This is a genomic window from Lactobacillus sp. WILCCON 0058 (genome assembly GCF_057198005.1).
On the sequence record NZ_JBUBHM010000001.1, the window covers coordinates 1,783,706 to 1,802,967 of the forward strand.

Below are 19,262 nucleotides of genomic sequence, written 5' to 3' on the forward strand. Positions count from 1 at the left end.
GACGATTTCAAAGCAGAAAAAAACGGCGACTCGTAGAGCCGCCGTTTTTCGCCCCTTCCCCTCCCTTATGGGAGACAAGAGGTCAGGAATGTAGGGAAAAGATTATTTCTTAAGGTGTTCGTTGACAAAAGCGATGATCTTGTCGTCAGAGTCGCTCATGAATGGAAGCATGGCTTCCTCAGTCTTGTCGGTGTTGTGGCCGTTTGACTCCATGAAGTAGTCCCAGAGGGCATCTCTTACAGGAGTGTCTGAGTCACTCCAGTCAAAAACTTCTTTCATTGAACGGTCCAGCAAAGCTGTCTTTACAATTTCTGACATTTTGATTACCTCCTAAACAATTTTTTCATCCTACACCTATATTATAATCCGAATTGGCTAAAAAGTTTATGCCCCAACCCGCAATTTTAGCTTGATTTTTTCCTTCACCCGGTATTTGGCCCGCATGAGCCCCATCTCGCTGACCTGGTACTGGCGCTTGATCTCCCCGGCCTGCTTATAGCCGAGCTCCAGGAGCAATTCTTCTAGCTCCAGCATGCTCAAAGACTCAACCAGGTCCCGCCAGTCCAAGACCGGCGCGGGTGGATCCGCGATCAGGCAGGAAGCCTGCTCAAGTTCGCCAGCTACGTCTTCCCAGTAGACCTGGTCACTGATAGACAGGCGCTTTTTCCGCTTGCCCCGTCTGATCAAGTTGACAGCCCGGTTGTGCAGGCTGACCTTGTAAAAGCCGACAAATGGCTTCTCTTGCGTCAGATCAAAGCGCTTGGCCGTCTTATAGCAGAGGATCAAGGCCTCTTGCTCCCAGTCCTGGCTGTCATATAGCTCCACAAAATACTGCTTGATGGTGCCGCCGATCACTGGCAGGCAGCTGTAATACAATTCTTTAAGGGCCTGCTCATCATCCTCTTTTTGAATCCGGCTGATCAGCAGGCGCTCTCTTTCCTTTGTCAATCCCATAATAAAAAGCCCTTTCATTCTGTTTGCCCACAGAATAAAGGACTTTTTCATTTGACAGAATCGAACCATTGTTTGATTCTATCACTTTTCGCAAACTGTAAACGATTTGCCTTACAAAGGGTGGCGGCTGTTAAAGGCCTGGTAGAGCAAAACCCCGGTTGCCACTGAAGCGTTAAGGGATTGGACGTGGCCAATCATCGGGATGGTCAAGGTCTGGTCCATTTGCTTAAGAAGAAGCGGGGAAATCCCCTTGCCTTCATTGCCGATGACTAAAACGGTCTTACCATTAGCATTCCACTTCCGGTAGTCGTCACCTTCCATGGCCGTCCCGAAGATCCAGTAGCCCCGGTCCTTCAAGGCCTGGCAGGTTTGGACCAGGTTGTTCACCCGGGCAACTGGGACGTGGTCAATAGCCCCGGTGGAAGTCTTTGCCACCACGCTGGTCAGACCGCTAGCCCGGCGCTTAGGGATGATCACCCCGCTGACCCCGGTCGCGTCGGCGCTGCGGAGGATGGAGCCCAGGTTGTGCGGGTCTTCAATATTATCCAGCATAAGCAACAGCGGAGCATCTTCTTGGTCCAGTTTGTCCAAGAGCTGGTCAAAGTCGGCGTATTCAAAAGAGGCCACAGCCAAAACCAGGCCCTGGTGGTTTTCTCCGCCAGTCAGCTTGTCCAGCTTGTTTTTCGGCACCCGCTGGATGATCAAATGCTTCTTTTTAGCATAGCGGTAGACTTCTCTGGCAAAGTCCTCTTGAACCCCTTCTGCCAGGAAGACCTTGTTGATCTTTTCGCTGTCCTGGGTTTTCAAAAAGTCGATTCCGGCATGGCGGCCGAAGACAAAATCCTTGTTAGTTGAAGACATATTCCCTTGTCCCTTCACTTTCCACCTCATCAATGCACCAGGCAATCAATTCCTTGACTCTGGCATCTTCTCCGGCCAAATCCAGGTAGCCGAAAACGGCTTCAAAGCCGGTTGACATCTCATACGTGGCCAGGCTGGTGTTTTTGGCCTTGGTATGGGTCTTGGCGTTTCTGCCCCGCCGGTAGGCCTTTTCTTCTTCTTCGGTCAAAAAGCCGGTGTCCAGCATTTTGGCGATCAAGCCAGCCTGGGCCTTGGCTGAGACATAGTGAGTCGCTGCTCTTTGCAAGTTCTGCGGCTTCAGCATCCCGCCCTTGATCAAGTGCCGGCGGATGGCGGCTTCATAGATCCCGTCGCCTAAGTAGGCAAGAGTCTGCCCGCTCAAGGTATTGGGATCGATTTCCTTCTCAGTTAACTTCTGTACTTTATTCACGGCTCCACCTGGTTCCTTGCGGGGTATCCTTGAGGACTACCCCCATTTCTTTAAGCTGGTCTCTAAGTTCATCACTCTTGGCCCAGTCCTTGTTCTTTCTGGCTTCCGTCCGCTGAGCCACCAATTCTTCGATTACGGCGTCATCATCGCCGGCTTCCTTAGCCAGGAGCTTGTCGACATCCAGGCCAAAGACGCTGAGCCAGGCAGCTAATTTTTCAGCAAAAAGCTGCAGACTGTCCTTGTCGGCCTTTTCAGCGTTAGCATTGGAGTTGACGGCTGGCAGGGCTTCGTAGATGGCGGTCAAGGCGTTTTGCACGTTGAAGTCATCGTCCATGGCTGCTTCGAACTTGGCCGTGGTTTCAGCAAGCAGCTTTGCCAGGTCAGGGTCTGGCAAGCTTTCAGTTGCGTCAGCCAGGCGGTACTTGATCCCTTCCAGGGTGTTCTTGAAGCGGTCCAAAATGTTGGCGGCTTGGGCCAGATTTTCTTCAGAGTAGTTGATCTGGCTTCTATACTGGACGCTGGCCATAAAGAAGCGGAGGACCTGGGGGTCAACGGTCTTTAAGATATCGTGGACGGTCACGAAATTGTGCAGGGACTTGGACATTTTTTCCTCATCCTTACCCACGGTCACGAAGCCGTTGTGCAGCCAGTAGTTGACGAACTTCTTGCCCGTCTTGGCTTCACTTTGGGCAATTTCGTTTTCGTGGTGGGGGAATTCCAGGTCCTGCCCGCCCCCGTGGATGTCCAAGGTGTCGCCTAAGTACTTGGTGGACATGACTGAGCATTCAATGTGCCAGCCAGGCCGGCCCTTGCCCCATGGGGAGTCCCAGGCAATTTCGTCTGCCGCCTTCTGCCCCTTCCAGAGGGCAAAGTCGATTGGGTCTTCCTTGCGGTCTTGTTCTTCATCGTTTACGTGCTGGGAGGCCCCTTCTTCCAGCTGGTCGATGTTCTGGTCGCTGAGGCGGCCGTAGTCAGCGAACTTTTTGGCCCGGTAGTAGACGTCCCCATCTGCTTCATAAGCGTAGCCCTTGTCGATCAAGGTCTGGATGAAGTCGATGATGGCTGGGATTTCATGGGTTGCCCGCGGGTGAAGAGTAGCTTCTTCGATGTTCAGGGCCCGGGTGTCTTCCAGGAAGGCCTTGATGTAGCGTTCTGCCAGTTCCGGCACGGTCGTGCCTTCTGCCCGGGCTTCGTTGATCATTTTGTCATCGACGTCGGTAAAGTTGGAAACGTAGTTGACCTTGTAGCCCTTGTATTCAAAGTAGCGGCGGATAGTGTCAAAAGCGATAGCGCTTCTGGCATTGCCGATGTGGATGTAGTTGTAGACCGTCGGCCCACAGACGTACATGCTGACCTGGCCGTCAACCAGGGGTTTGAATTCTTCTTTTTGCCTAGTTAAAGTGTTGAAAAGCTTCACGATATTTTCCTGCTTTCTTTTACAAGTTTTTCCTTACCTGCAATAATTCAGTACTTAACACTCTACATTTTAGCAAACTATCACGGCCCTTGGCGGCAAAATACCGGCTGGCAGTGGTAAAATCTGTGGAAACAGAGAAAAATAGAAAAAATAGAGAGAAGAAAAATGACCCTACTGACAGATTTAAAAAATTACCAGCCCTTTAACGAACAAGAAGCAGCAGACGTCAAAGAGATGATCTACCGGCTGGAGACCGGGGAAGAACTGTTCTTGCGGTCCAATTTGGCCGAGCACTTTACGGCTTCAGCCTGGGTGGTCAACCCGGCAAGAGATAAAGTCTTAATGGCCTACCACCGGATCTACGACTCCTGGGCCTGGCTGGGCGGGCACGCCGACGGCGATCATGACCTTTTGCATGTGGCTTTAAAAGAAGTCGAAGAAGAAAGTGGGGTTAAAGCAGATCCAGTCACGGACCAGATCTATTCTGTTGAGATTTTGACCGTGGACGGGCATGAGAAAAGGGGCAAGTACGTCCCGTCACACCTGCACTTAAACGTCACCTACCTCTTAGAGGCAGACGACAATTTGCCCATCCGGCCTAAAGAAGACGAAAACAAGGCTGTTGCCTGGTTTGCCTTGGACGAAGCCCTGGAAAAGTCAACCGAGCCCTGGTTTGTCGACCGGATCTACTCCAAACTGAACGCCAAGCTCAAGGACTATCCGGTGAACTAAAAACTTTTTTCAAAAAGACGCTTGACAGGCGCTTATTCCCGTTTTAAGATTACATTAATTAAAAATTAAAGCAATTTAAGAAAAGTATCGATTAGAAGAGTAACCAGGTCCGGCTTTTTCCAGAGAGCTCAAGTTGGTGCGATTGAGCAATAGCCGCCTGGCGAAACACATCTAAGAACTGGTTGGCCGAAATAAAGTAGGCCTTCCCGCTAGCGAGCGTTACCACGGCTGCCCTGGGTGTTCCTGGAAACTGGCCTTCTTTGCCCTTTCCGGCGACTAGTCAGCGGCAGTGTAAGGTCAGTTGCCGTGAGACAGCTGATGAAATGAAGTGGGACCACGACTAACAATCGTCTTCAAGGAAGCAATTCCTTGAGGGCGATTTTTTCTTTCTCTTCGTTTCTTACTCTTTCTTTTTTAATCTTTCTTTTTCTGCCAGCTTTAAAAATGATTTTGTAAAGGAGTCCGCCATGAAAGAGTCAAACATGTTCAAAAATACCCCGTCTGCCTTAAATGGCCGACATCCCCTCGCTGCTTTTTAAAAAAGAAAACGACATAGTTCTGTATCAGTAATTTTTAGAAAACACCGAGGAAAAGATCATGAAAAAATCAGCCATCATCACTTTAGCCCTGTCCGCCAGCCTGCTTTCCGCCTGCTCCAACAGCTCTGCCAGCAGCTCTAAGACCAAGCAGGTCTTAAACTGGTTCTCCGCTGGGGAAATCTCCACCATGGACCCGGCTCTTAACAATGACGTCTACGGCGGTGAGCAACTGGACGCCACCATGGAAGGCCTGGTCCGCCTGGGCAACAACTCCAAGGTCCTGCCCGGCATCGCCAAGTCCTGGAAGGAAAGCAAGGACGGCCTCACTTGGACTTTCAACCTTAGGAAAAACGCCAAGTGGTCCAACGGGGAAGCCTTGACGGCCAAGGACTTCGTCTACGCCTGGCGCCGGCAGGTCAACCCTAAGACCGCCTCAACCCAGTCCAACAAGTACTCCGGCGTCAAGAACGCTGACGCCATCGTCGCTTCCAAAAAGCCCGTCAATAGTTTAGGTATCAAGGCTGTCGGCAAGTACAAGCTGGTCGTAACCCTGGAAAGAAAGATCCCATACTTCCAATTGCTTTTGGCTGGATCTGCCTTCGCCCCGCAAAACCAAAAGTTCATTGAAAAAGCTGGCAAAAAGTATGGCACGGCCGCTAAATACACCCTGTCTGACGGCCCCTTCGTCATGAAGGGCTGGACCGGGTCCAACCTGACCTGGAAGCTGGTCAAGAACAAGTACTACTGGGACAAGAAAAATGTCAAGCTGACCAAGATCAACTTCAGCGTGCAAAAGTCCCAAAGCACCTCCTACAACCTCTACCAGGCCGGCAAACTGGACATGACCACCCTGTCCGCTTCACAAAGCAAGAGCCTGAAAAAACAAAAGGGCTGGCAGATCAAGAAAAGCAACCGGACCCAGTACCTCATGTACAACTTCAAGACTGACAAGAACTTGCGAAATGTCAACCTCCGCCGGGCTATCGCCGCTGCGATCAACAAGGAATCCCTGGCCAAGACCTTGAACCTGGCTGACATCGCTGCTACTTCTTTAACCCCAAGCGGGATCACTGACCCGGTTACCGGCAAGGAATTCAGCAAGGAAGTCGTAACCAAAGAGACCAAGGCTATCCAGTCCGGGACTAAGGCCCAGGCTAAGGCTTACTACAAGAAGGCTTTGCAAGAGCTGGGCAAAAAGCAGATCACCATCAAGCTTTTAGGTGATGACACTGACGACGCCAAGAAGACCACGGAATTCATCCAAAGTGCCCTGGAAAGCACCCTGGGCATGAAGGTCGAAGTCACCAACATGCCATTCAAGAACCGCTTTGCCAGAGAAGAAGCTGGCGACTTTGACGTCATCTTGGACGGCTGGAGCGGGGACTACGCTGACCCGAACACCTTCCTGGAAATGTTCCAAAAGACCAACGTCAACAACTACGGGTCATGGGAAAACGCGGCCTACAACAAGGCTATGGAAACTTCCAAGACCACGACTTCAACCAAGAAGCGCTGGGCTGAACTGGTCAAGGCTGAACGCATCCTCCTTACCCAGCAGGGCGTGACTCCTCTTTACTACGGCAACACCGCGACCTTGGTCAACCCAAAGGTTAAGAACATCACCCTCAAAGGCGCAGGCCTGGCTTACAACTTCAAGGGTGCCTACATCAGCAAGTAATTAACTACTAAGGAGCAAAAGATGACTTTTCCCTACCAAGAATTCGCCCGTAAAAAAATGCCAGCCCTCCTGGCTGACTTAAAAGACTTAATCGCCATCGACTCTGTCAGAAACATGGACCTGGCCACTCCCGAATATCCAGTGGGGCCCGGCCCCGTCAAGGCCCTGGAAAAATTCCTGAATATTGCTGACCGGGACGGTTTTCAAACTGAAAACATCGACAACTATGCCGGAGTCGTCACTTTTGGCCAAGGCGACCAGGAATTAGGCGTGGCCGTTCACGTCGACGTGGTGCCCCCAGACGAAGGCTGGAGCCAGGATCCCTTTACCCCTTGGGTCAAAGATGGAAGAGTCTTCGGCCGGGGAGCAAGCGACAACAAGGGGCCGGCCTTAGCTGCCTACTACGCCCTCCTGGCTTTAAAGGAAGCTGGTTTTCAGCCGAAAAAGAAGATTTCCTTTATTATCGGCACTGACGAGGAAACCGACTGGGTGGGGATGAAGTATTACCTGCAAAAGCGCCCGGCTCCTGACTGGGTCTTCTCCCCCGACTCCTCTTTTCCCATCGTAACTGGCCAGGCTGGTCTGGCTGTTTTGAAGACAGATTTCATTGCTGAGGAAAGTAAAGCAGATACTGGCTTAGTCCTTGAATCTTTCTCTGCCGGCCAGGCTACCAATATGATCCCAGCTGCCGCGACCGCCATCGTTTCTGGCGAGAAGCTTGAGAAAATTGCTGCAGCTTTCCCGGACTTTTTGGCCAAAAATGGCTTGACCGGGGAAAGCAAAGAATCAACTTGTGAAAATGGCACTGGCTTAAAGATAACCTTAGAGGGCGTCAGCGCTCACGCCTCTGTTCCTTGGGAAGGGAAAAACGGGGCCTGCCTCCTGGCCAGCTTTTTACGGAACTTTCCTTTCACCGGCCGAGCCAAAAACTTCCTCAATTTTGCCGGCGACCTTGAACTGGAGGACTACTACGGGGAAAAGATCGGGATCGCCAATACTGATCCCGAGATGGGCAAATCCATCAACTGCCCGGCCGTCTTCCGCTACCAAAAGGGCCAGGAAGCCTACATCAAGAGCGACATCCGCTACAGCCGGGGGACCAGCCCGGAAAAAATGTGCCAGCAGCTAAACGACAAGTTCGGCACTTTTTCCCAGACGAGCTTCCAACCTTACCAAGACTTTGAAAAGCCCCACTTCGTTGCCAGCAGTGATCCCTTCGTCAAGACCCTTCTTTCCGTTTACGAAAAGCAGACTGGCCAAGCCGGTGAGACCATCATCTCCGCCGGGGCCAACTACGGCCGCTTCTTTAAAAACGGGGTCGGCTACGGACCTGCCTTCCCCGGCAGCCTGGACACCGCCCACGCCATCGACGAATCCATCAGCCTGGCTGAACTGGAAAAAAGCCTGGCTATCTACGCTGAAGCTATTTACGAGTTAACCAAGTAGAACAGACAGAAAAAGACTTTTACCTCATTATTGGTAAAAGTCTTTTCTTATCTGCTTGCCTTCAGTTCCTCGCAAATCTGCCGGTGGCGGTCAGCGTAGAGGCTGCTCTTCTCCCAGATAAAGGTGAAGTCATGGCGGATCTGGAAGTCCCGCAAATTTAACTTCCGCAGCTTTCCTGCCTTTAACAGGTCACTGACCGCGGTTTGGTACAAAAAAGAGACCCCGCAGTTGGCCAAAAGCAGCTGGGTGATCATCTGCATGTTGCCGACTTGGACATACTGTTTGAAGTCACTGATTTCCCGCCCCTGGGCCTGGAGGCTGTTTTCCAGGATTTTCCGGGTACCCGATCCCGGTTCTCTGACTAGCAGCCGCTGGTCAAAAAGGTCGGCAATCTGATCCGGCTCTTTGGCAAAAGCCAAATCTGGCGAGCAGACGGCGATAAAGTCCTCGCTTTGGTAGCGCAGGCTGGCATAGCCCCTGGCCGGGTCGCCTTCCACCAGGGCAAAGTCCAGGTCCCCCTCGTCCAATTTTTTGGTCAAAAATTCGGTATTGCCGTAGACGACTTCCACATTTGTCTGGGGATGCTCCTGCAAAAAGCGGCTGAGCGGCCTAGCCAAGGCGTATTCGCCAATCGTCATGGTCACCCCGAAGCGGACAGGCGGCAGGTCGGCCTGCTTGATTTCGGCCTTAAGCAGGCGCTCATCGCTCTGCATCTGCCGCATGGCCAGGCGCAGCTTTTCTCCTGCAGCCGTCAAGGTCAGCCTCTTGCCCTGATAGCTGAAGAGCTTGACCTGGTATTCCTTCTCCAGAAAGCGGATGTGCTGGGAGACCGCCGGCTGGGTCACGTGCAGGCGGTCAGCGGCCCGGGTAAAGTTCATGGTCTCGCAGACCGTTAAAAAAGTCTTGACGCGAAAATCAAGCATTGCTTGCCCCCTTTATCAATAAATGTAGTTTATCGACAGATAATAATCTATAATTTTATTTTCTACTATTTTACCTCTATACTTAAGCATGTTCAAAAAATATCTGGAGGCAAAAAAATGAATTGGATTAAAAAGAACCTGCCAGGCATCCTGGTCTGTCTGGCTATCGCCATCCCCGCCTGGCTTTTGGGCAAGGCCTTCCCGGTCATCGGGGGCGCGGTTTTCGCCATCTTGTTTGGGATGGTCATCACCCTTTTTTGGGAAGACAAGCAAAAGGCAAGTAACGGGATCAAGTGGACTTCCAAGTACATCCTGCAGACGGCCGTGGTCCTCTTGGGCTTCGGGATGGACCTGCAGGTGGTGGTCAAGACTGGCAGCCAGTCCCTGCCGATCATCGTCTGCACCATCTCGACCTCGCTCTTGATTGCCTGGCTTTTGCACAAGTATTTCAAAATCCCCAGCAAAATTTCAACCTTGATCGGGGTCGGTTCATCCATCTGCGGGGGCAGCGCCATCGCCGCTACCGCCCCGGTCATCGACGCTGACGACGATGAAGTGGCCCAGGCCATCTCCGTCATCTTCTTTTTCAACGTCTTGGCCGCCATCCTCTTCCCCATCTTTGGCAAGATCCTGGGCTTTGACCAAACCAGCGGGAACTCTTTCGGCATCTTTGCCGGAACGGCTATCAACGACACTTCTTCCGTCACTGCCGCGGCGGCAACTTGGGACAGCATATTCCATTTGGGCAGCCAGACTCTGGACAAGGCCGTGACCGTCAAATTGACCAGAACCCTGGCCATCATCCCCATCACCCTGACACTAGGCTATTTCAGCGCCAAAAAGGAGCAAAGGGGCAACAGCTTTAGCTTGAAGCGGGCCTTCCCCGCCTTCATCCTCTACTTTGTCCTGGCTTCTTTAATAACGACTTTTGCCCTGGCCAATGGGGTCAGCGCCAATGTCTTTTCGCCACTAAAGGAACTGAGCAAGTTCATGATCGTCATGGCCATGGCCGCGATCGGCCTTAACTCCAACATCGTCAAGCTGGTCAAATCCGGGGCCAAGCCCCTCTTGCTCGGCGCTTCCTGCTGGGCCGGAATCACTGCCGTCAGCCTGCTTTTGCAGCGGGTCTTAGGCCTGTGGTAAAAAACAAAAACAAACAATTTAATCGATTGCATGAAAAAAGGCTTTTACCAAAACGGTAAAAGTCTTTTCGTTTATATGCTGTTTTATTCGATACCAGCTTCGCTAAGCTGCTTCAAGGTCAGGTCCAGGTGCTTCATAACCGTTTCCTTGCCCATCAGTTCCATGGCTTCGCCGATGCCAGGGCCGACCATTGACCGGGTAGTGGCAATCCGGATTGGCATGAAGAGCTTGCGGCCTTTGATGCCGGTTTCCTTCCGGGTGGACATGATGGCGCCCATGATCTTCTTAGCCGTGAAGTTGTCCAGCTTGTCTAATTGCTTCTTGAATTCTTCAATAGCTGGACGAGCTTCGTCCTTCTTGATTTCTTCGACTTCTTCGTCGGTCAGGTATTCGGCTTCAGTGAAGAAGATCTTGCTCAAGTCGACGATTTGCTTGGTGTAGGACATTTGGTTGGCGTACATGTTGACCAATTGTCTTACCCATTCCATCTTGCCTGGAGCCGGGTTGGCTTCAACCAGGCCTGCTTCTTGCAGGTTGTGCAAGGACAGGTCCAAAAGTTCGTCTCTGTCAGCAGTCTTCATGTACTGGTTGTTGACCCAGTCCAGCTTCTTTTGGTCAAAGGCAGCTGGTGACTTGGACAGACGAGCTGGGTCAAACTGCTTGATGAATTCGCGCTTGGAGAAGATTTCGCTTTCGCCAACCGGTGACCAGCCCAGCAAAGTGATGAAGTTGAACATGGCTTCTGGCAGGAAACCAAGTTCTCTGTATTGTTCGATGAACTGCAGGACTGATTCGTCACGCTTGGACAGCTTCTTGCCAGTAGCGGAGTTGATGATCAAAGTCATGTGGCCGAAGACCGGGGCTTCCCAGCCCAAGGCTTCGTAAACGCAAAGCTGCTTTGGCGTGTTGGAGATGTGGTCATCGCCCCGGAGAACGTGGCTGATTTCCATCAAGTGGTCGTCGATAACGACGGCAAAGTTGTAAGTTGGCATCCCGTCGCGCTTTTGGATGACGAAGTCACCGCCGATAGTGTCAGATTCAAAGCTGAGGTGGCCCTTAACGATGTCGTCCCATTCGTAAGTCACGCCTTCTGGAATGTGAATGCGGACAACTGGCTTAAGGCCCTTGGCCCGGGCTTCGTCTTGGGATTGCTTGATTTCGTCAGCAGTCATGCCTTCGTATTCGTAGACATAGTGAGGAGCAATCCCCATGGCCCGCTGTTCTTCACGCTGGGCTTCCAGTTCTTCTTCAGTTTCAAAGGAGTAGTAAGCCTTGCCTTCTTCAAGCAGCTGGTCGATGTACTTTTGGTAGATGTCCTTTCTCTCGGACTGCTTGTAAGGGCCGTAGTCGCCGCCGACGTCCGGACCTTCATCCCAGTCGATCCCCAGCCAGTGCAGGTTCTCGATTTGAGATTCAGCCCCGCCTTCAACGTTTCTGGCGGTGTCAGTGTCTTCGATTCTCAGAACCAAAGTCCCCTTGTTGTGACGTGCAAACAGATAGTTAAACAGAGCAGTACGCGCGTTACCAATGTGCAAGTGGCCAGTTGGTGACGGAGCGTATCTCACGCGGATTTTCTTATTAGCCAAAATTATGCCTCTTTCTTACTATTCTTCAACTTATTAAGTTTACTAGCAATAAGGAAAAAATTCAATCTTTACCGGCAAATACAGCCCTAACGGCAAGCAAAAATGCCCGCCAAAGGCAGGCATTTGTCAATTAATCTAATTTGCTTATTTCTTGGCTTCTACGCCCTTCTTGAAGACGAAGTATTCCGCTGCCCACAAGATGGCCACGTAGACTACTTCTGCCAGCAGGTAGAGCCAGCTGACCACCGGCAGGCTCAAGTCCGTGTGGGAAGTGTGGAAACCAGTATTGTCGATGACAAAGCTGAAGTCAAAGCCAGAATTGGAGATCATGTTGATGATCGCGCTCAAGATGCTGGTGCTGCCCCAGGAAAGAAGAGCAAGCAGAACCAGCAGGATGACCGCCTTGGCAAACTTGCTCCATCTGCCCTTCAAAGGCAGGAAGTCGCCCAAAACGCTGGCTGATTCAGTAATAAAGAGCCAGAAGCAGATGCCGCCGACATAGCTGACCAAAGTGAAGAGGATCAAGTAAAGGCTCCAGTTGATGATACTGGAAACGTATGGCTGGAAAGTCGCCGCTTCTTGAGCGTCAATCTGCATCTTCCCGCCGAAAAGGAAAGGCAGCAAGGTTAAGGCAAGGATTAAGATGTTTCCCAAGCCAAAGATGATCAGATCTGCCAGTCCCGTCAGCAAGTTGGCCGTCAAGAAGTTGCCGGTCGTTACCGGTACTTGCCGCCAGGTCTGAGACCGGTTGACCTTATAGGCAGCCATAATAATGTCGATTGAGTACCAGGCACACATGAAAAAAATCGCGGTTGCGGAAATTCCGACGCTGATACCATTTGAATCACTGCCGAAACCATATCTGATCCCGAAATACAAGTTGATCAAGAGGATAAAAACTGCTTCGATGCCCAAGGCGATCCAGGTGGTCCGGCTCTTTTCCTTGAACATGGCCGCGAAAATCTGCTTAAACCCAATCATTACTCTTCCCCCTCGTAAAATCCTTCATACCATTCTTCGATGCTTTCGTGCTCAGCCCGGATTTCATCAGCGCTGCGCTGCTCTAAGACTGAATGCTTCTTGATCAAGACGACCTCGTCGATCACCGGAGCGATTTCGTCCAAGACATGGTCGCTGATGACCAGGGTCGCGTCTTCCGGCTTCCAGAGCAGCATGGACTTGATGATCTTCTTCCGGCTCATGGCGTCAACCCCATTGAAAGGCTCATCTAAGAGATAGAGCTTGGCCTTGCGGGAGAAGACCAGGGCGATGATCAGCTTCTCCTTCATCCCCTTGGACAGGTTGCCCAGTCTTTCTTCTTCATTCAAGTTCATGAATTCCAAGATATCGGCAAACTGCTTAGCGTCAAAGTCCGGGTAGACCGTCCGGTAGAAGCTGGCCACTTCCTTGATCTTGCGGAAGTCGCGAAAAGCTGACAGGCTGTCGTTCATGGCGATATACTGCTTGCGGCGGTCTTCATCACCTTCGCCGCAAACCTCCACGCTGCCCTTGTATTGCTTGGCCAGGCCTGCGATCACCCGCATCAAGCTGGTCTTGCCGGCCCCGTTGGCCCCGACTAAGGCCACGATCTGTCCGGCCTCCAAAGTCAAGTTGACTCTCTCCAAAATCGTCTTTGAACCCTTGTGGTAGCTTAAATCCTTAATCTCCAAAGCCTTCATGCTATTCCTCCCTTGTGTCTTCTAAGTAGCTGGCCAATAGTCCAGTCAGGCTTTCCCTTTCGACTCCGAGCTTCTCCATGCGGCTGACAAAAGCAGCCAGCTCCTGCTTCAGCAGTTTGCTCTTCATTTCCTCCAGGCGGCTTTCATCAGTCGTGACGAAGTTGCCTTCACCACGCTTGCTATAGATATAGCCTTGAGCCGTCATCTCTCTCAGCGCCCGCTGAACCGTATTGGCGTTGACCGTCAATTCAAGTGCCAGGGCTCTGACTGAAGGCAGCTTGTCGCCAGCCTTGAGCTTGCCCTGGGCGATCTGCAAGTAGATGTAGTCTTCAATCTGCAAGTAGATCGGCAAGTTGTCTTTGAATTTCATTTGCACACCCCTTCGCTGTACTAGTTATCTAATACACTGTTAGTGTATAACGGATTGGCCCTTTCGTCAAGGCAGAAACAGCAAAAAAGCTAAATTTTGTCCCTTTATTGTTGACCTAGTTCTTTCCAGTAATTTTTAGTTACCTTTTTTCCTTTAAATAATCAGCAGGTTCTGCTTTTAAGTTAGACAAAGTCTGCTTTTTACCAAATGAACTAATACTTAAAGTAGTCTTTAATTTCTCAGCAGTTGCTTTAACAAGGACTTCAGTCCTGTCTCATCTTCAGCTCATAGTCGCAAGAAAGCGTTTCTTTTTGTGTATTTTCTGTTAGACTACAATTAGTGTTTGATAATGTAAACTTTTCAAGGAGGACAACATGAAAAAGACTAAGACTTTTTTGGCTGCCGGCAGCATCTTGACTGCTGCATTAGCCTTGACGGCCTGCGGCGGCAACTCTTCATCTTCTTCATCTAAAAAAGAACTGAACTGGGAAGAATCAGCTGAAATTCCTACTATGGACCTGTCCAAGGCTACTGACTCAGCCAGCTTTACCCAATTGATCAACACCATGGAAGGCCTTTACCGGGCAAAGTCTGACGGCAGCCAGGAAAAGGCCATGGCTACCAGCGAAAAGGTATCCAAAGACGGGAAGACTTACACCTTTACTCTCCGTAAGGACAACAAGTGGTCAAACGGTGACCCGGTAACCGCGCAAGACTTCGTCTACTCATGGCGCAGAACGGTTGACCCAAAGACTGCTTCTCAATACGCCTACCTGTTTGAAGGCATCAAGAACGCCATGGACATCCAAAACGGCAAGAAGAAGCCGGAAACTTTGGGGATCAAGGCCGTTGGCAAGTACAAGCTGGTTGTAACTCTGGACCGGCGGATCCCTTACTTCAACAACTTGATGGCCTTCGGGAGCTTCTTCCCGCAAAACGAAAAGGCGGTCAAGAAGTATGGTTCCAAGTACGGTACTGCCTCCAAGTACATGGTCTACAACGGGCCATACGTTATGAGCGGCTGGACTGGCTCAAACCTGTCCTGGAAGCTCAAGAAGAACCCATACTACTGGGACAAGAAGAACGTGAAGCTTGACGCGGTCAACTACAGCGTGCAAAAGACTCCGTCAACTGCCTACAACCTCTACCAGTCAAACAAGCTTGACGCTGTTTCCCTGGACGCTGAACAAAGCAAGCAGCTCAAGAGCGTTAAGGGCTACAAGCTTTATGCCCGCGGGACTACCTTCTACATCCAATTCAACCAGGCTAAGAACAAGTACCTGCAAAACGCCAACATCCGCAAGGCTCTTTCCATGGCCATCAACCGGGAAAGCCTGACCAAGGTTCTGGGCGGCAGCAACACTGTAGCTCACACCTTTACTCCAGAGAAGCTGACCACGGTCAACGGCAAGGACTACACCAGCCTGATTTCCAAGAGCGATGAAGCTTACACTTACTACAACAAGAAGGAAGCGCAAAAGTACCTTAAGCAGGGTATGAAGGAACTTGGCGTTTCCAAGCTGAGCTTCAAGCTTTTGTCAGACGACACCGATGGTGCCAAGAAGTCAACTGAAGCAATGCAATCAAACATTCAAGAAACTCTGCCGCAAGTTTCCATCACCACGCAAAACCTGCCATTCAAGACCCGGCTGGCCAGAACCGACGCCGGCAACTTCGACATGGTCGTAACTGCCTGGGGTGCCGACTTCAACGACCCGATTTCCTTCCTGGACTTGATGACTACTACCAACGCCCAAAATGGCGGCAAGTGGTCCAACAAGGAATACGACAAGCTGATCGAAGCTTCAAAGACTACTGGCTCAGACTCTGAACGCTGGAGCGACCTGTCCAAGGCTGAAGGCGTTCTGCTTAAGGACGTTGGTATTTCACCACTTTACTCAAGCACCAGTGCCTGGATCGTCCGTCCAAACATCAAGGGCTTGGTAAACCTGCGCGACCACTGGGACTTCAAGTACGCTTCTGTTAACTAGTGTCTGTCCCTAGAAGCTAACAAACTGAATCACTGAAAATAGCAGACCGTCTGGTCTGCTATTTTTGTACTTTGGCTCTATTTCTTGCTACAATTGAACTGATTTTTAAAGAGATTGGTGGCAGGCAAAATATGTACAAAGTAGTCAAGAAAGAAACTATCAAGGCTGACCGCTTCACGGTCATTCAAGAGAAGGTGGCCAAGGATGGGCAAATAGCTCCATTTTCCTACGTTACGATCGGCTTCGGGATTTCCATCATCCCTTTCGTTGATGATGACCACGTCTTGCTCTTAAAGGAATACCGGCATCCCGTTGGCAGCTGGCAATATGAATTCCCAAGCGGCGGCATTGATGAGGGAGAAGACGCCAGCCAGGCAGCTAGAAGAGAGCTGCTGGAAGAAACCGGCTATGAGGCCAGCCAGTTGACAGAGCTCGGCTTCACCTATCCTTCTTTTGGCTCAACCAATGAGAAGATCACCCTTTTTGCCTGCCGGGCTAAAAAAGTCACCCAGCCAAAAAGAGAGATTCTGGAAGAAATCAAGATGGAGATCGTCTCCGTCGACCAGCTGGAAGATTTGATCGTCAAAGGTGAATTTGCCCATGGGGCTGGCCAGGCAGCCTGGCTCAAGTGGCGGCTGCTTAATGAGAAAAGATAAGACTAGTAAGCAAGAGCAGCAAAAAGGTCAAGCGAGAAATCGCTTGGCCTTTTTTCCTCACAAAAGCAACAAATCTTTACTGGTCTTGGTAAAAGGGTGGAAGCCGTCTTCATCAAGCCAGCCGCAGTCCTCGATTCTGACGCCCCCGACGCCCGGCAAATAGATCCCCGGCTCAATGGAAAAGCACATCCCTGCTTCCAGCTTCTGCTTGCTTCCCGGTTCCAGATTCACCGGCTCATGAACCTGCATCCCGATCCCGTGACCTAAGCGGTGGGTAAAGTACTGCCCGTAGCCCGCTTCTTCGATAACCCCGCGGGCCACCTGGTCCAGCTCACCTGCCGTCATCCCTGGTCTGGCCGCCCTAGCCGCTTCCTCCTGGGCTAACCGGACCGTCTCATAGATTTCCCGCTTTGCCGGGCTGATTTCGCCCAGGGCCACCGTCCGGCTGACATCTGAAGCATAGCCGCCTTTCATGATTCCCAAGTCAAAAATTACCATATCCCCGGCCTGAACCCCCTTTTGGCTGGGCAGACCGCTGACGCTGGCCGCGTTTTCCCCTGCCTGGACGATCAATGGGAAGCTTAAGTTCCCCATCCCCTTTTTCTTCAGCTGGTAGTCCAGTTCAAGGGCCAGCTCGCTTTCACTCATCCCCTGCCCCTCTTTTAACAGGGCAAAAGCCAATTCCAGTGCCTGGTCGGCCTGTCTGCCAGCTGCCTGCAGCTTTTCAATTTCCGCCGGCGACTTGATCATCCGCTGGCTGGCCAGCCAGGAAGAGATGTCTGCTTCCAAATTCGCTTCCGGGAAAACTTCCTTAATCGCCCGGTAGTGACTGAGGGTCACCGCCAGCGCTTCTAATGCCCAAACTTCTTTTGGCCAGGCGGCCATTTTTTCTTTGGCCTTCTCCCAAGGATTCTCCCCGTCTTGGTAAAAGCAGGCCCAGTCCGCCCAAGAAGTCTGCTTGACTTCTCCTTCATTGATGGCTGGAGCCAGCAAAAGGGCCTGGCCCGTTCTGGATACCAGCAGGGCAAAGACCCGCTCCTCTGTCCAGCTGCTGTAGCCAGTAAGGTAGACAATGTCCACTGGATCTGCCACATAGGCCAGGTCAATGCCTTTTTCATCCAAGTAGGAACTTAAGCTGCTCAGATGCTCTTTCCAGGTTAATTTTCTTTCTTCTTTCATGCTTTTTCACTCCTAAAAAACTGTTTTTGCTTTGCTTTCATATTTCTTTCTTTTTCTAGTGTTTTTTTAATCAATCTCCTAGGCAAAGCCATTTGACCATTATATAATTTCTATCAAATCCAAAAGTCATTCTATTGATCCATTTTTGGATTTGGGGAAACAAAAATTTTGCATCATAAGCACTGGCTTATTAGAAAGGATAACACAAATGAGCAATAAGCTTTGTCAAAAACGGCTGACCAGCCCGCAGAAGTTAAAGCTTGATTTTCAGAAAATATTGCCGCGGAAATCTTTTCCGCGGTTTTTTTGCTGCAATTTTTCTTTTTTTCTGACAACTTTTTCTATCAATTGTTCTAAGAAACAGATCAATTAAAATGATATAATAATTCATATAGCAAAGAAAGCGCTTTTACAAGAAAGGAAACGCCTATGAACAAGCAGAAATTGCGGCTGTCCATCAGCCTCTACCTCAACTACGTGGCCCACGGCTTCGGCCTCTTGATCCTCTCCCAGAACATGACCGCCCTGGGTAAAAGCTGGTCGGTCCCCTTGAAGCTGGTTTCCTTCGTCATCTCAGGCGTGGGGATCGGCCGCCTCTTGGCCTACCTGATCACCGGCTACCTGGCCGACAAGATCAGCCGGAAGTTCTTCGTCTACCTAGGCATGACCTGCTATCTTGTTTTTGCCTTGGGCATCCCCTTCTCCAAAAACGTCTACCTGGCTTACGGCCTGGCCATCTTAGCCGGGATCGCCAACTCCGCCTTGGACGCCGGGACCTACACGACTTTTGCCGAAATGGGACAAAAGGGCAGCCGGGGCAACATCTTGATCAAGGCCGCCGCCTCCTTGGGCGAATTCATCCTGCCTCTTTTGGTGTCCAGCCTCCACCGCCACCAGCTCTGGTACGGCTACAGCTTTATGGTCATGGCCGGAATCTTAATCGTCAACGCTATTCTCCTGGCTCCCCTGAAGTTCCCGCAGCCTGGCCAAAAGGAGGCTGAAAGCGGGCAAAATTCCGCCAAGAGCCAGAAGAGCTGGCTGACCACGACCTGCTTTGCCCTCTACGGCTATGCCTCCATGGCCCTCATGATCTGGTTCACCCAGTGGATTACCCTTTTTGGGCAAAAACAAGGCTTCTCCACTTCCACCAGCCACCTCTTTCTTTCCTTATATAGCGTCGGTTCCATCATTGGGGTCTTCATCCTCTTCGGCCTGCTCAGCCGGGAAGTCTCCCCTTACGCCATCCTCTTGATCATGAACGTCTTAGCCACTTTGATGGTCCTTTTGCTTTTATTCAGCCACTCCGCCCTCTTGTCTGAATTTGCCTCCTTCATATTTGGCCTGACGGCCGCCAGCGGGATCATGCAGACGGGCCTTAACGCCTTCATGGAATTTTTCCCTGATAAAAAGGGCCTGGCTACCGGGATCTTCTACTTCTTTGGGGCAGCTGCTTCCTTTACAGTCCCGATCATCACCGGCGTCTTATCAGACATCGACATCCGCCTGGCCTTTGGCGGGGACCTGGCTGTCGGCATCTTAGCCTGCCTTTTGGTTACCGTCATCTCTGTCAGCCACGGTAAAAGAAGCGCGACTGAAGCTAAACAATAGTAAGCAAGTTGATATATTTTTTTAAGTAGTTCTCTTGCTTGAAAGTTCTTTCATCAGCTCTTGCAAAATT

The 19,262-nt window shown here is 51.0% G+C and carries 18 protein-coding genes and 1 other annotated feature; of the genes, 7 read left to right on the forward strand and 11 right to left on the reverse strand.

Features of this window, described 5'->3' with window-relative positions:
• Positions 1–102: 102 nt before the first annotated feature.
• The 5 genes from ACYVUU_RS08215 to cysS form a co-directional block, all read right to left on the reverse strand.
• The gene (locus ACYVUU_RS08215; protein WP_270449146.1) at positions 103–318 is read right to left on the reverse strand and encodes a P8 family protein; all 216 of its coding nucleotides are present in this window, start codon (positions 316–318) and stop codon (positions 103–105) included.
• Positions 319–384: 66 nt separating this feature from the next.
• A complete protein-coding gene (locus ACYVUU_RS08220) occupies positions 385–954 on the reverse strand; it encodes a sigma-70 RNA polymerase sigma factor region 4 domain-containing protein (RefSeq protein WP_484500612.1) in 570 nt (189 codons plus the stop codon).
• A 111-nt stretch (positions 955–1,065) separates the two neighbouring features.
• Positions 1,066–1,815 (reverse strand): 23S rRNA (guanosine(2251)-2'-O)-methyltransferase RlmB, encoded by a 750-nt coding sequence (gene rlmB / locus ACYVUU_RS08225; protein ID WP_439775471.1) that lies wholly within the window; start codon positions 1,813–1,815, stop codon positions 1,066–1,068.
• Positions 1,802–2,245, reverse strand: coding sequence for a Mini-ribonuclease 3 (locus ACYVUU_RS08230; protein WP_484500613.1), 444 nt, complete (start codon positions 2,243–2,245; stop codon positions 1,802–1,804). Before ACYVUU_RS08230 ends, rlmB begins: the two co-directional genes overlap by 14 nt.
• Positions 2,238–3,662 (reverse strand): cysteine--tRNA ligase, encoded by a 1,425-nt coding sequence (cysS, locus tag ACYVUU_RS08235; RefSeq protein WP_484500614.1) that lies wholly within the window; start codon positions 3,660–3,662, stop codon positions 2,238–2,240. Before cysS ends, ACYVUU_RS08230 begins: the two co-directional genes overlap by 8 nt.
• Positions 3,663–3,827: 165 nt before the next feature.
• On the opposite strand from cysS, the gene ACYVUU_RS08240 reads away from it, so the two are divergent.
• The 3 genes from ACYVUU_RS08240 (at position 3,828) to pepV (ending at position 8,057) form a co-directional block, all read left to right on the forward strand.
• The gene (locus tag ACYVUU_RS08240; RefSeq protein ID WP_484500615.1) at positions 3,828–4,394 is read left to right on the forward strand and encodes an NUDIX hydrolase; all 567 of its coding nucleotides are present in this window, start codon (positions 3,828–3,830) and stop codon (positions 4,392–4,394) included.
• Between the two features lie 78 nt (positions 4,395–4,472).
• Positions 4,473–4,752, forward strand: a binding site (T-box leader).
• 239 nt (positions 4,753–4,991) lie between these two features.
• The gene (locus tag ACYVUU_RS08245) at positions 4,992–6,611 is read left to right on the forward strand and encodes a peptide ABC transporter substrate-binding protein (RefSeq protein ID WP_484500616.1); all 1,620 of its coding nucleotides are present in this window, start codon (positions 4,992–4,994) and stop codon (positions 6,609–6,611) included.
• A gap of 21 nt (positions 6,612–6,632) precedes the next feature.
• Positions 6,633–8,057, forward strand: a complete 1,425-nt coding sequence (pepV, locus tag ACYVUU_RS08250) for a dipeptidase PepV (protein ID WP_484500617.1) — start codon at positions 6,633–6,635, stop codon at positions 8,055–8,057.
• A gap of 47 nt (positions 8,058–8,104) precedes the next feature.
• On the opposite strand, the gene ACYVUU_RS08255 is transcribed toward pepV, so the two are convergent.
• Positions 8,105–8,980 carry a LysR family transcriptional regulator gene (locus ACYVUU_RS08255; protein WP_484500618.1) on the reverse strand — a complete coding sequence of 292 codons (876 nt, stop codon included), beginning with the start codon at positions 8,978–8,980 and terminating at the stop codon, positions 8,105–8,107.
• Between the two features lie 117 nt (positions 8,981–9,097).
• On the opposite strand from ACYVUU_RS08255, the gene ACYVUU_RS08260 reads away from it, so the two are divergent.
• Positions 9,098–10,123, forward strand: coding sequence for a YeiH family protein (locus ACYVUU_RS08260; RefSeq protein ID WP_484500619.1), 1,026 nt, complete (start codon positions 9,098–9,100; stop codon positions 10,121–10,123).
• Positions 10,124–10,206: 83 nt separating this feature from the next.
• Here the strand turns inward: ACYVUU_RS08260 and gltX are convergent, their stop codons facing one another.
• The 4 genes from gltX to ACYVUU_RS08280 all read right to left on the reverse strand — a co-directional run bounded on the left by gltX (position 10,207) and on the right by ACYVUU_RS08280 (position 13,758).
• Positions 10,207–11,709, reverse strand: coding sequence for a glutamate--tRNA ligase (gltX, locus tag ACYVUU_RS08265; RefSeq protein WP_439775460.1), 1,503 nt, complete (start codon positions 11,707–11,709; stop codon positions 10,207–10,209).
• A gap of 144 nt (positions 11,710–11,853) precedes the next feature.
• Positions 11,854–12,690 carry an ABC transporter permease gene (locus ACYVUU_RS08270; RefSeq protein ID WP_484500621.1) on the reverse strand — a complete coding sequence of 279 codons (837 nt, stop codon included), beginning with the start codon at positions 12,688–12,690 and terminating at the stop codon, positions 11,854–11,856.
• On the reverse strand, positions 12,690–13,388 hold the full coding sequence (locus ACYVUU_RS08275; protein ID WP_484500622.1) for an ABC transporter ATP-binding protein: 699 nt from the start codon (positions 13,386–13,388) through the stop codon (positions 12,690–12,692). The genes ACYVUU_RS08270 and ACYVUU_RS08275 overlap by 1 nt, the downstream gene beginning before the upstream one ends.
• A gap of 1 nt (position 13,389) precedes the next feature.
• The gene (locus ACYVUU_RS08280; protein ID WP_484500624.1) at positions 13,390–13,758 is read right to left on the reverse strand and encodes a GntR family transcriptional regulator; all 369 of its coding nucleotides are present in this window, start codon (positions 13,756–13,758) and stop codon (positions 13,390–13,392) included.
• Between the two features lie 374 nt (positions 13,759–14,132).
• Between ACYVUU_RS08280 and ACYVUU_RS08285 the strand changes: the two genes are divergently transcribed.
• Positions 14,133–15,749 carry a peptide ABC transporter substrate-binding protein gene (locus tag ACYVUU_RS08285; RefSeq protein ID WP_439775456.1) on the forward strand — a complete coding sequence of 539 codons (1,617 nt, stop codon included), beginning with the start codon at positions 14,133–14,135 and terminating at the stop codon, positions 15,747–15,749.
• A 131-nt stretch (positions 15,750–15,880) separates the two neighbouring features.
• Positions 15,881–16,405 carry an NUDIX domain-containing protein gene (locus tag ACYVUU_RS08290; protein WP_484500625.1) on the forward strand — a complete coding sequence of 175 codons (525 nt, stop codon included), beginning with the start codon at positions 15,881–15,883 and terminating at the stop codon, positions 16,403–16,405.
• 57 nt (positions 16,406–16,462) lie between these two features.
• On the opposite strand, the gene ACYVUU_RS08295 is transcribed toward ACYVUU_RS08290, so the two are convergent.
• Positions 16,463–17,584 carry an aminopeptidase P family protein gene (locus ACYVUU_RS08295; RefSeq protein WP_484500626.1) on the reverse strand — a complete coding sequence of 374 codons (1,122 nt, stop codon included), beginning with the start codon at positions 17,582–17,584 and terminating at the stop codon, positions 16,463–16,465.
• A gap of 429 nt (positions 17,585–18,013) precedes the next feature.
• On the opposite strand from ACYVUU_RS08295, the gene ACYVUU_RS08300 reads away from it, so the two are divergent.
• Positions 18,014–19,192, forward strand: coding sequence for an MFS transporter (locus tag ACYVUU_RS08300; RefSeq protein WP_484500627.1), 1,179 nt, complete (start codon positions 18,014–18,016; stop codon positions 19,190–19,192).
• Positions 19,193–19,262: the final 70 nt, after the last annotated feature.

Excerpts from the sequence above, each read along its gene's own strand:
- ACYVUU_RS08295 (WP_484500626.1), bottom strand. The coding sequence starts at position 17,584 with ATGAAAGAAGAAAGAAAATTAACCTGGAAAGAGCATCTGAGCAGCTTA.
- ACYVUU_RS08270 (WP_484500621.1), bottom strand. The coding sequence starts at position 12,690 with ATGATTGGGTTTAAGCAGATTTTCGCGGCCATGTTCAAGGAAAAGAGC.
- pepV (WP_484500617.1), top strand. The coding sequence starts at position 6,633 with ATGACTTTTCCCTACCAAGAATTCGCCCGTAAAAAAATGCCAGCCCTC.
- ACYVUU_RS08280 (WP_484500624.1), bottom strand. The coding sequence starts at position 13,758 with ATGAAATTCAAAGACAACTTGCCGATCTACTTGCAGATTGAAGACTAC.
- ACYVUU_RS08220 (WP_484500612.1), bottom strand. The coding sequence starts at position 954 with ATGGGATTGACAAAGGAAAGAGAGCGCCTGCTGATCAGCCGGATTCAA.
- ACYVUU_RS08255 (WP_484500618.1), bottom strand. The coding sequence starts at position 8,980 with ATGCTTGATTTTCGCGTCAAGACTTTTTTAACGGTCTGCGAGACCATG.
- ACYVUU_RS08275 (WP_484500622.1), bottom strand. The coding sequence starts at position 13,388 with ATGAAGGCTTTGGAGATTAAGGATTTAAGCTACCACAAGGGTTCAAAG.
- ACYVUU_RS08290 (WP_484500625.1), top strand. The coding sequence starts at position 15,881 with ATGTACAAAGTAGTCAAGAAAGAAACTATCAAGGCTGACCGCTTCACG.
- ACYVUU_RS08245 (WP_484500616.1), top strand. The coding sequence starts at position 4,992 with ATGAAAAAATCAGCCATCATCACTTTAGCCCTGTCCGCCAGCCTGCTT.
- ACYVUU_RS08300 (WP_484500627.1), top strand. The coding sequence starts at position 18,014 with ATGAACAAGCAGAAATTGCGGCTGTCCATCAGCCTCTACCTCAACTAC.
- ACYVUU_RS08215 (WP_270449146.1), bottom strand. The coding sequence starts at position 318 with ATGTCAGAAATTGTAAAGACAGCTTTGCTGGACCGTTCAATGAAAGAA.
- ACYVUU_RS08260 (WP_484500619.1), top strand. The coding sequence starts at position 9,098 with ATGAATTGGATTAAAAAGAACCTGCCAGGCATCCTGGTCTGTCTGGCT.
- rlmB (WP_439775471.1), bottom strand. The coding sequence starts at position 1,815 with ATGTCTTCAACTAACAAGGATTTTGTCTTCGGCCGCCATGCCGGAATC.
- ACYVUU_RS08240 (WP_484500615.1), top strand. The coding sequence starts at position 3,828 with ATGACCCTACTGACAGATTTAAAAAATTACCAGCCCTTTAACGAACAA.
- ACYVUU_RS08285 (WP_439775456.1), top strand. The coding sequence starts at position 14,133 with ATGAAAAAGACTAAGACTTTTTTGGCTGCCGGCAGCATCTTGACTGCT.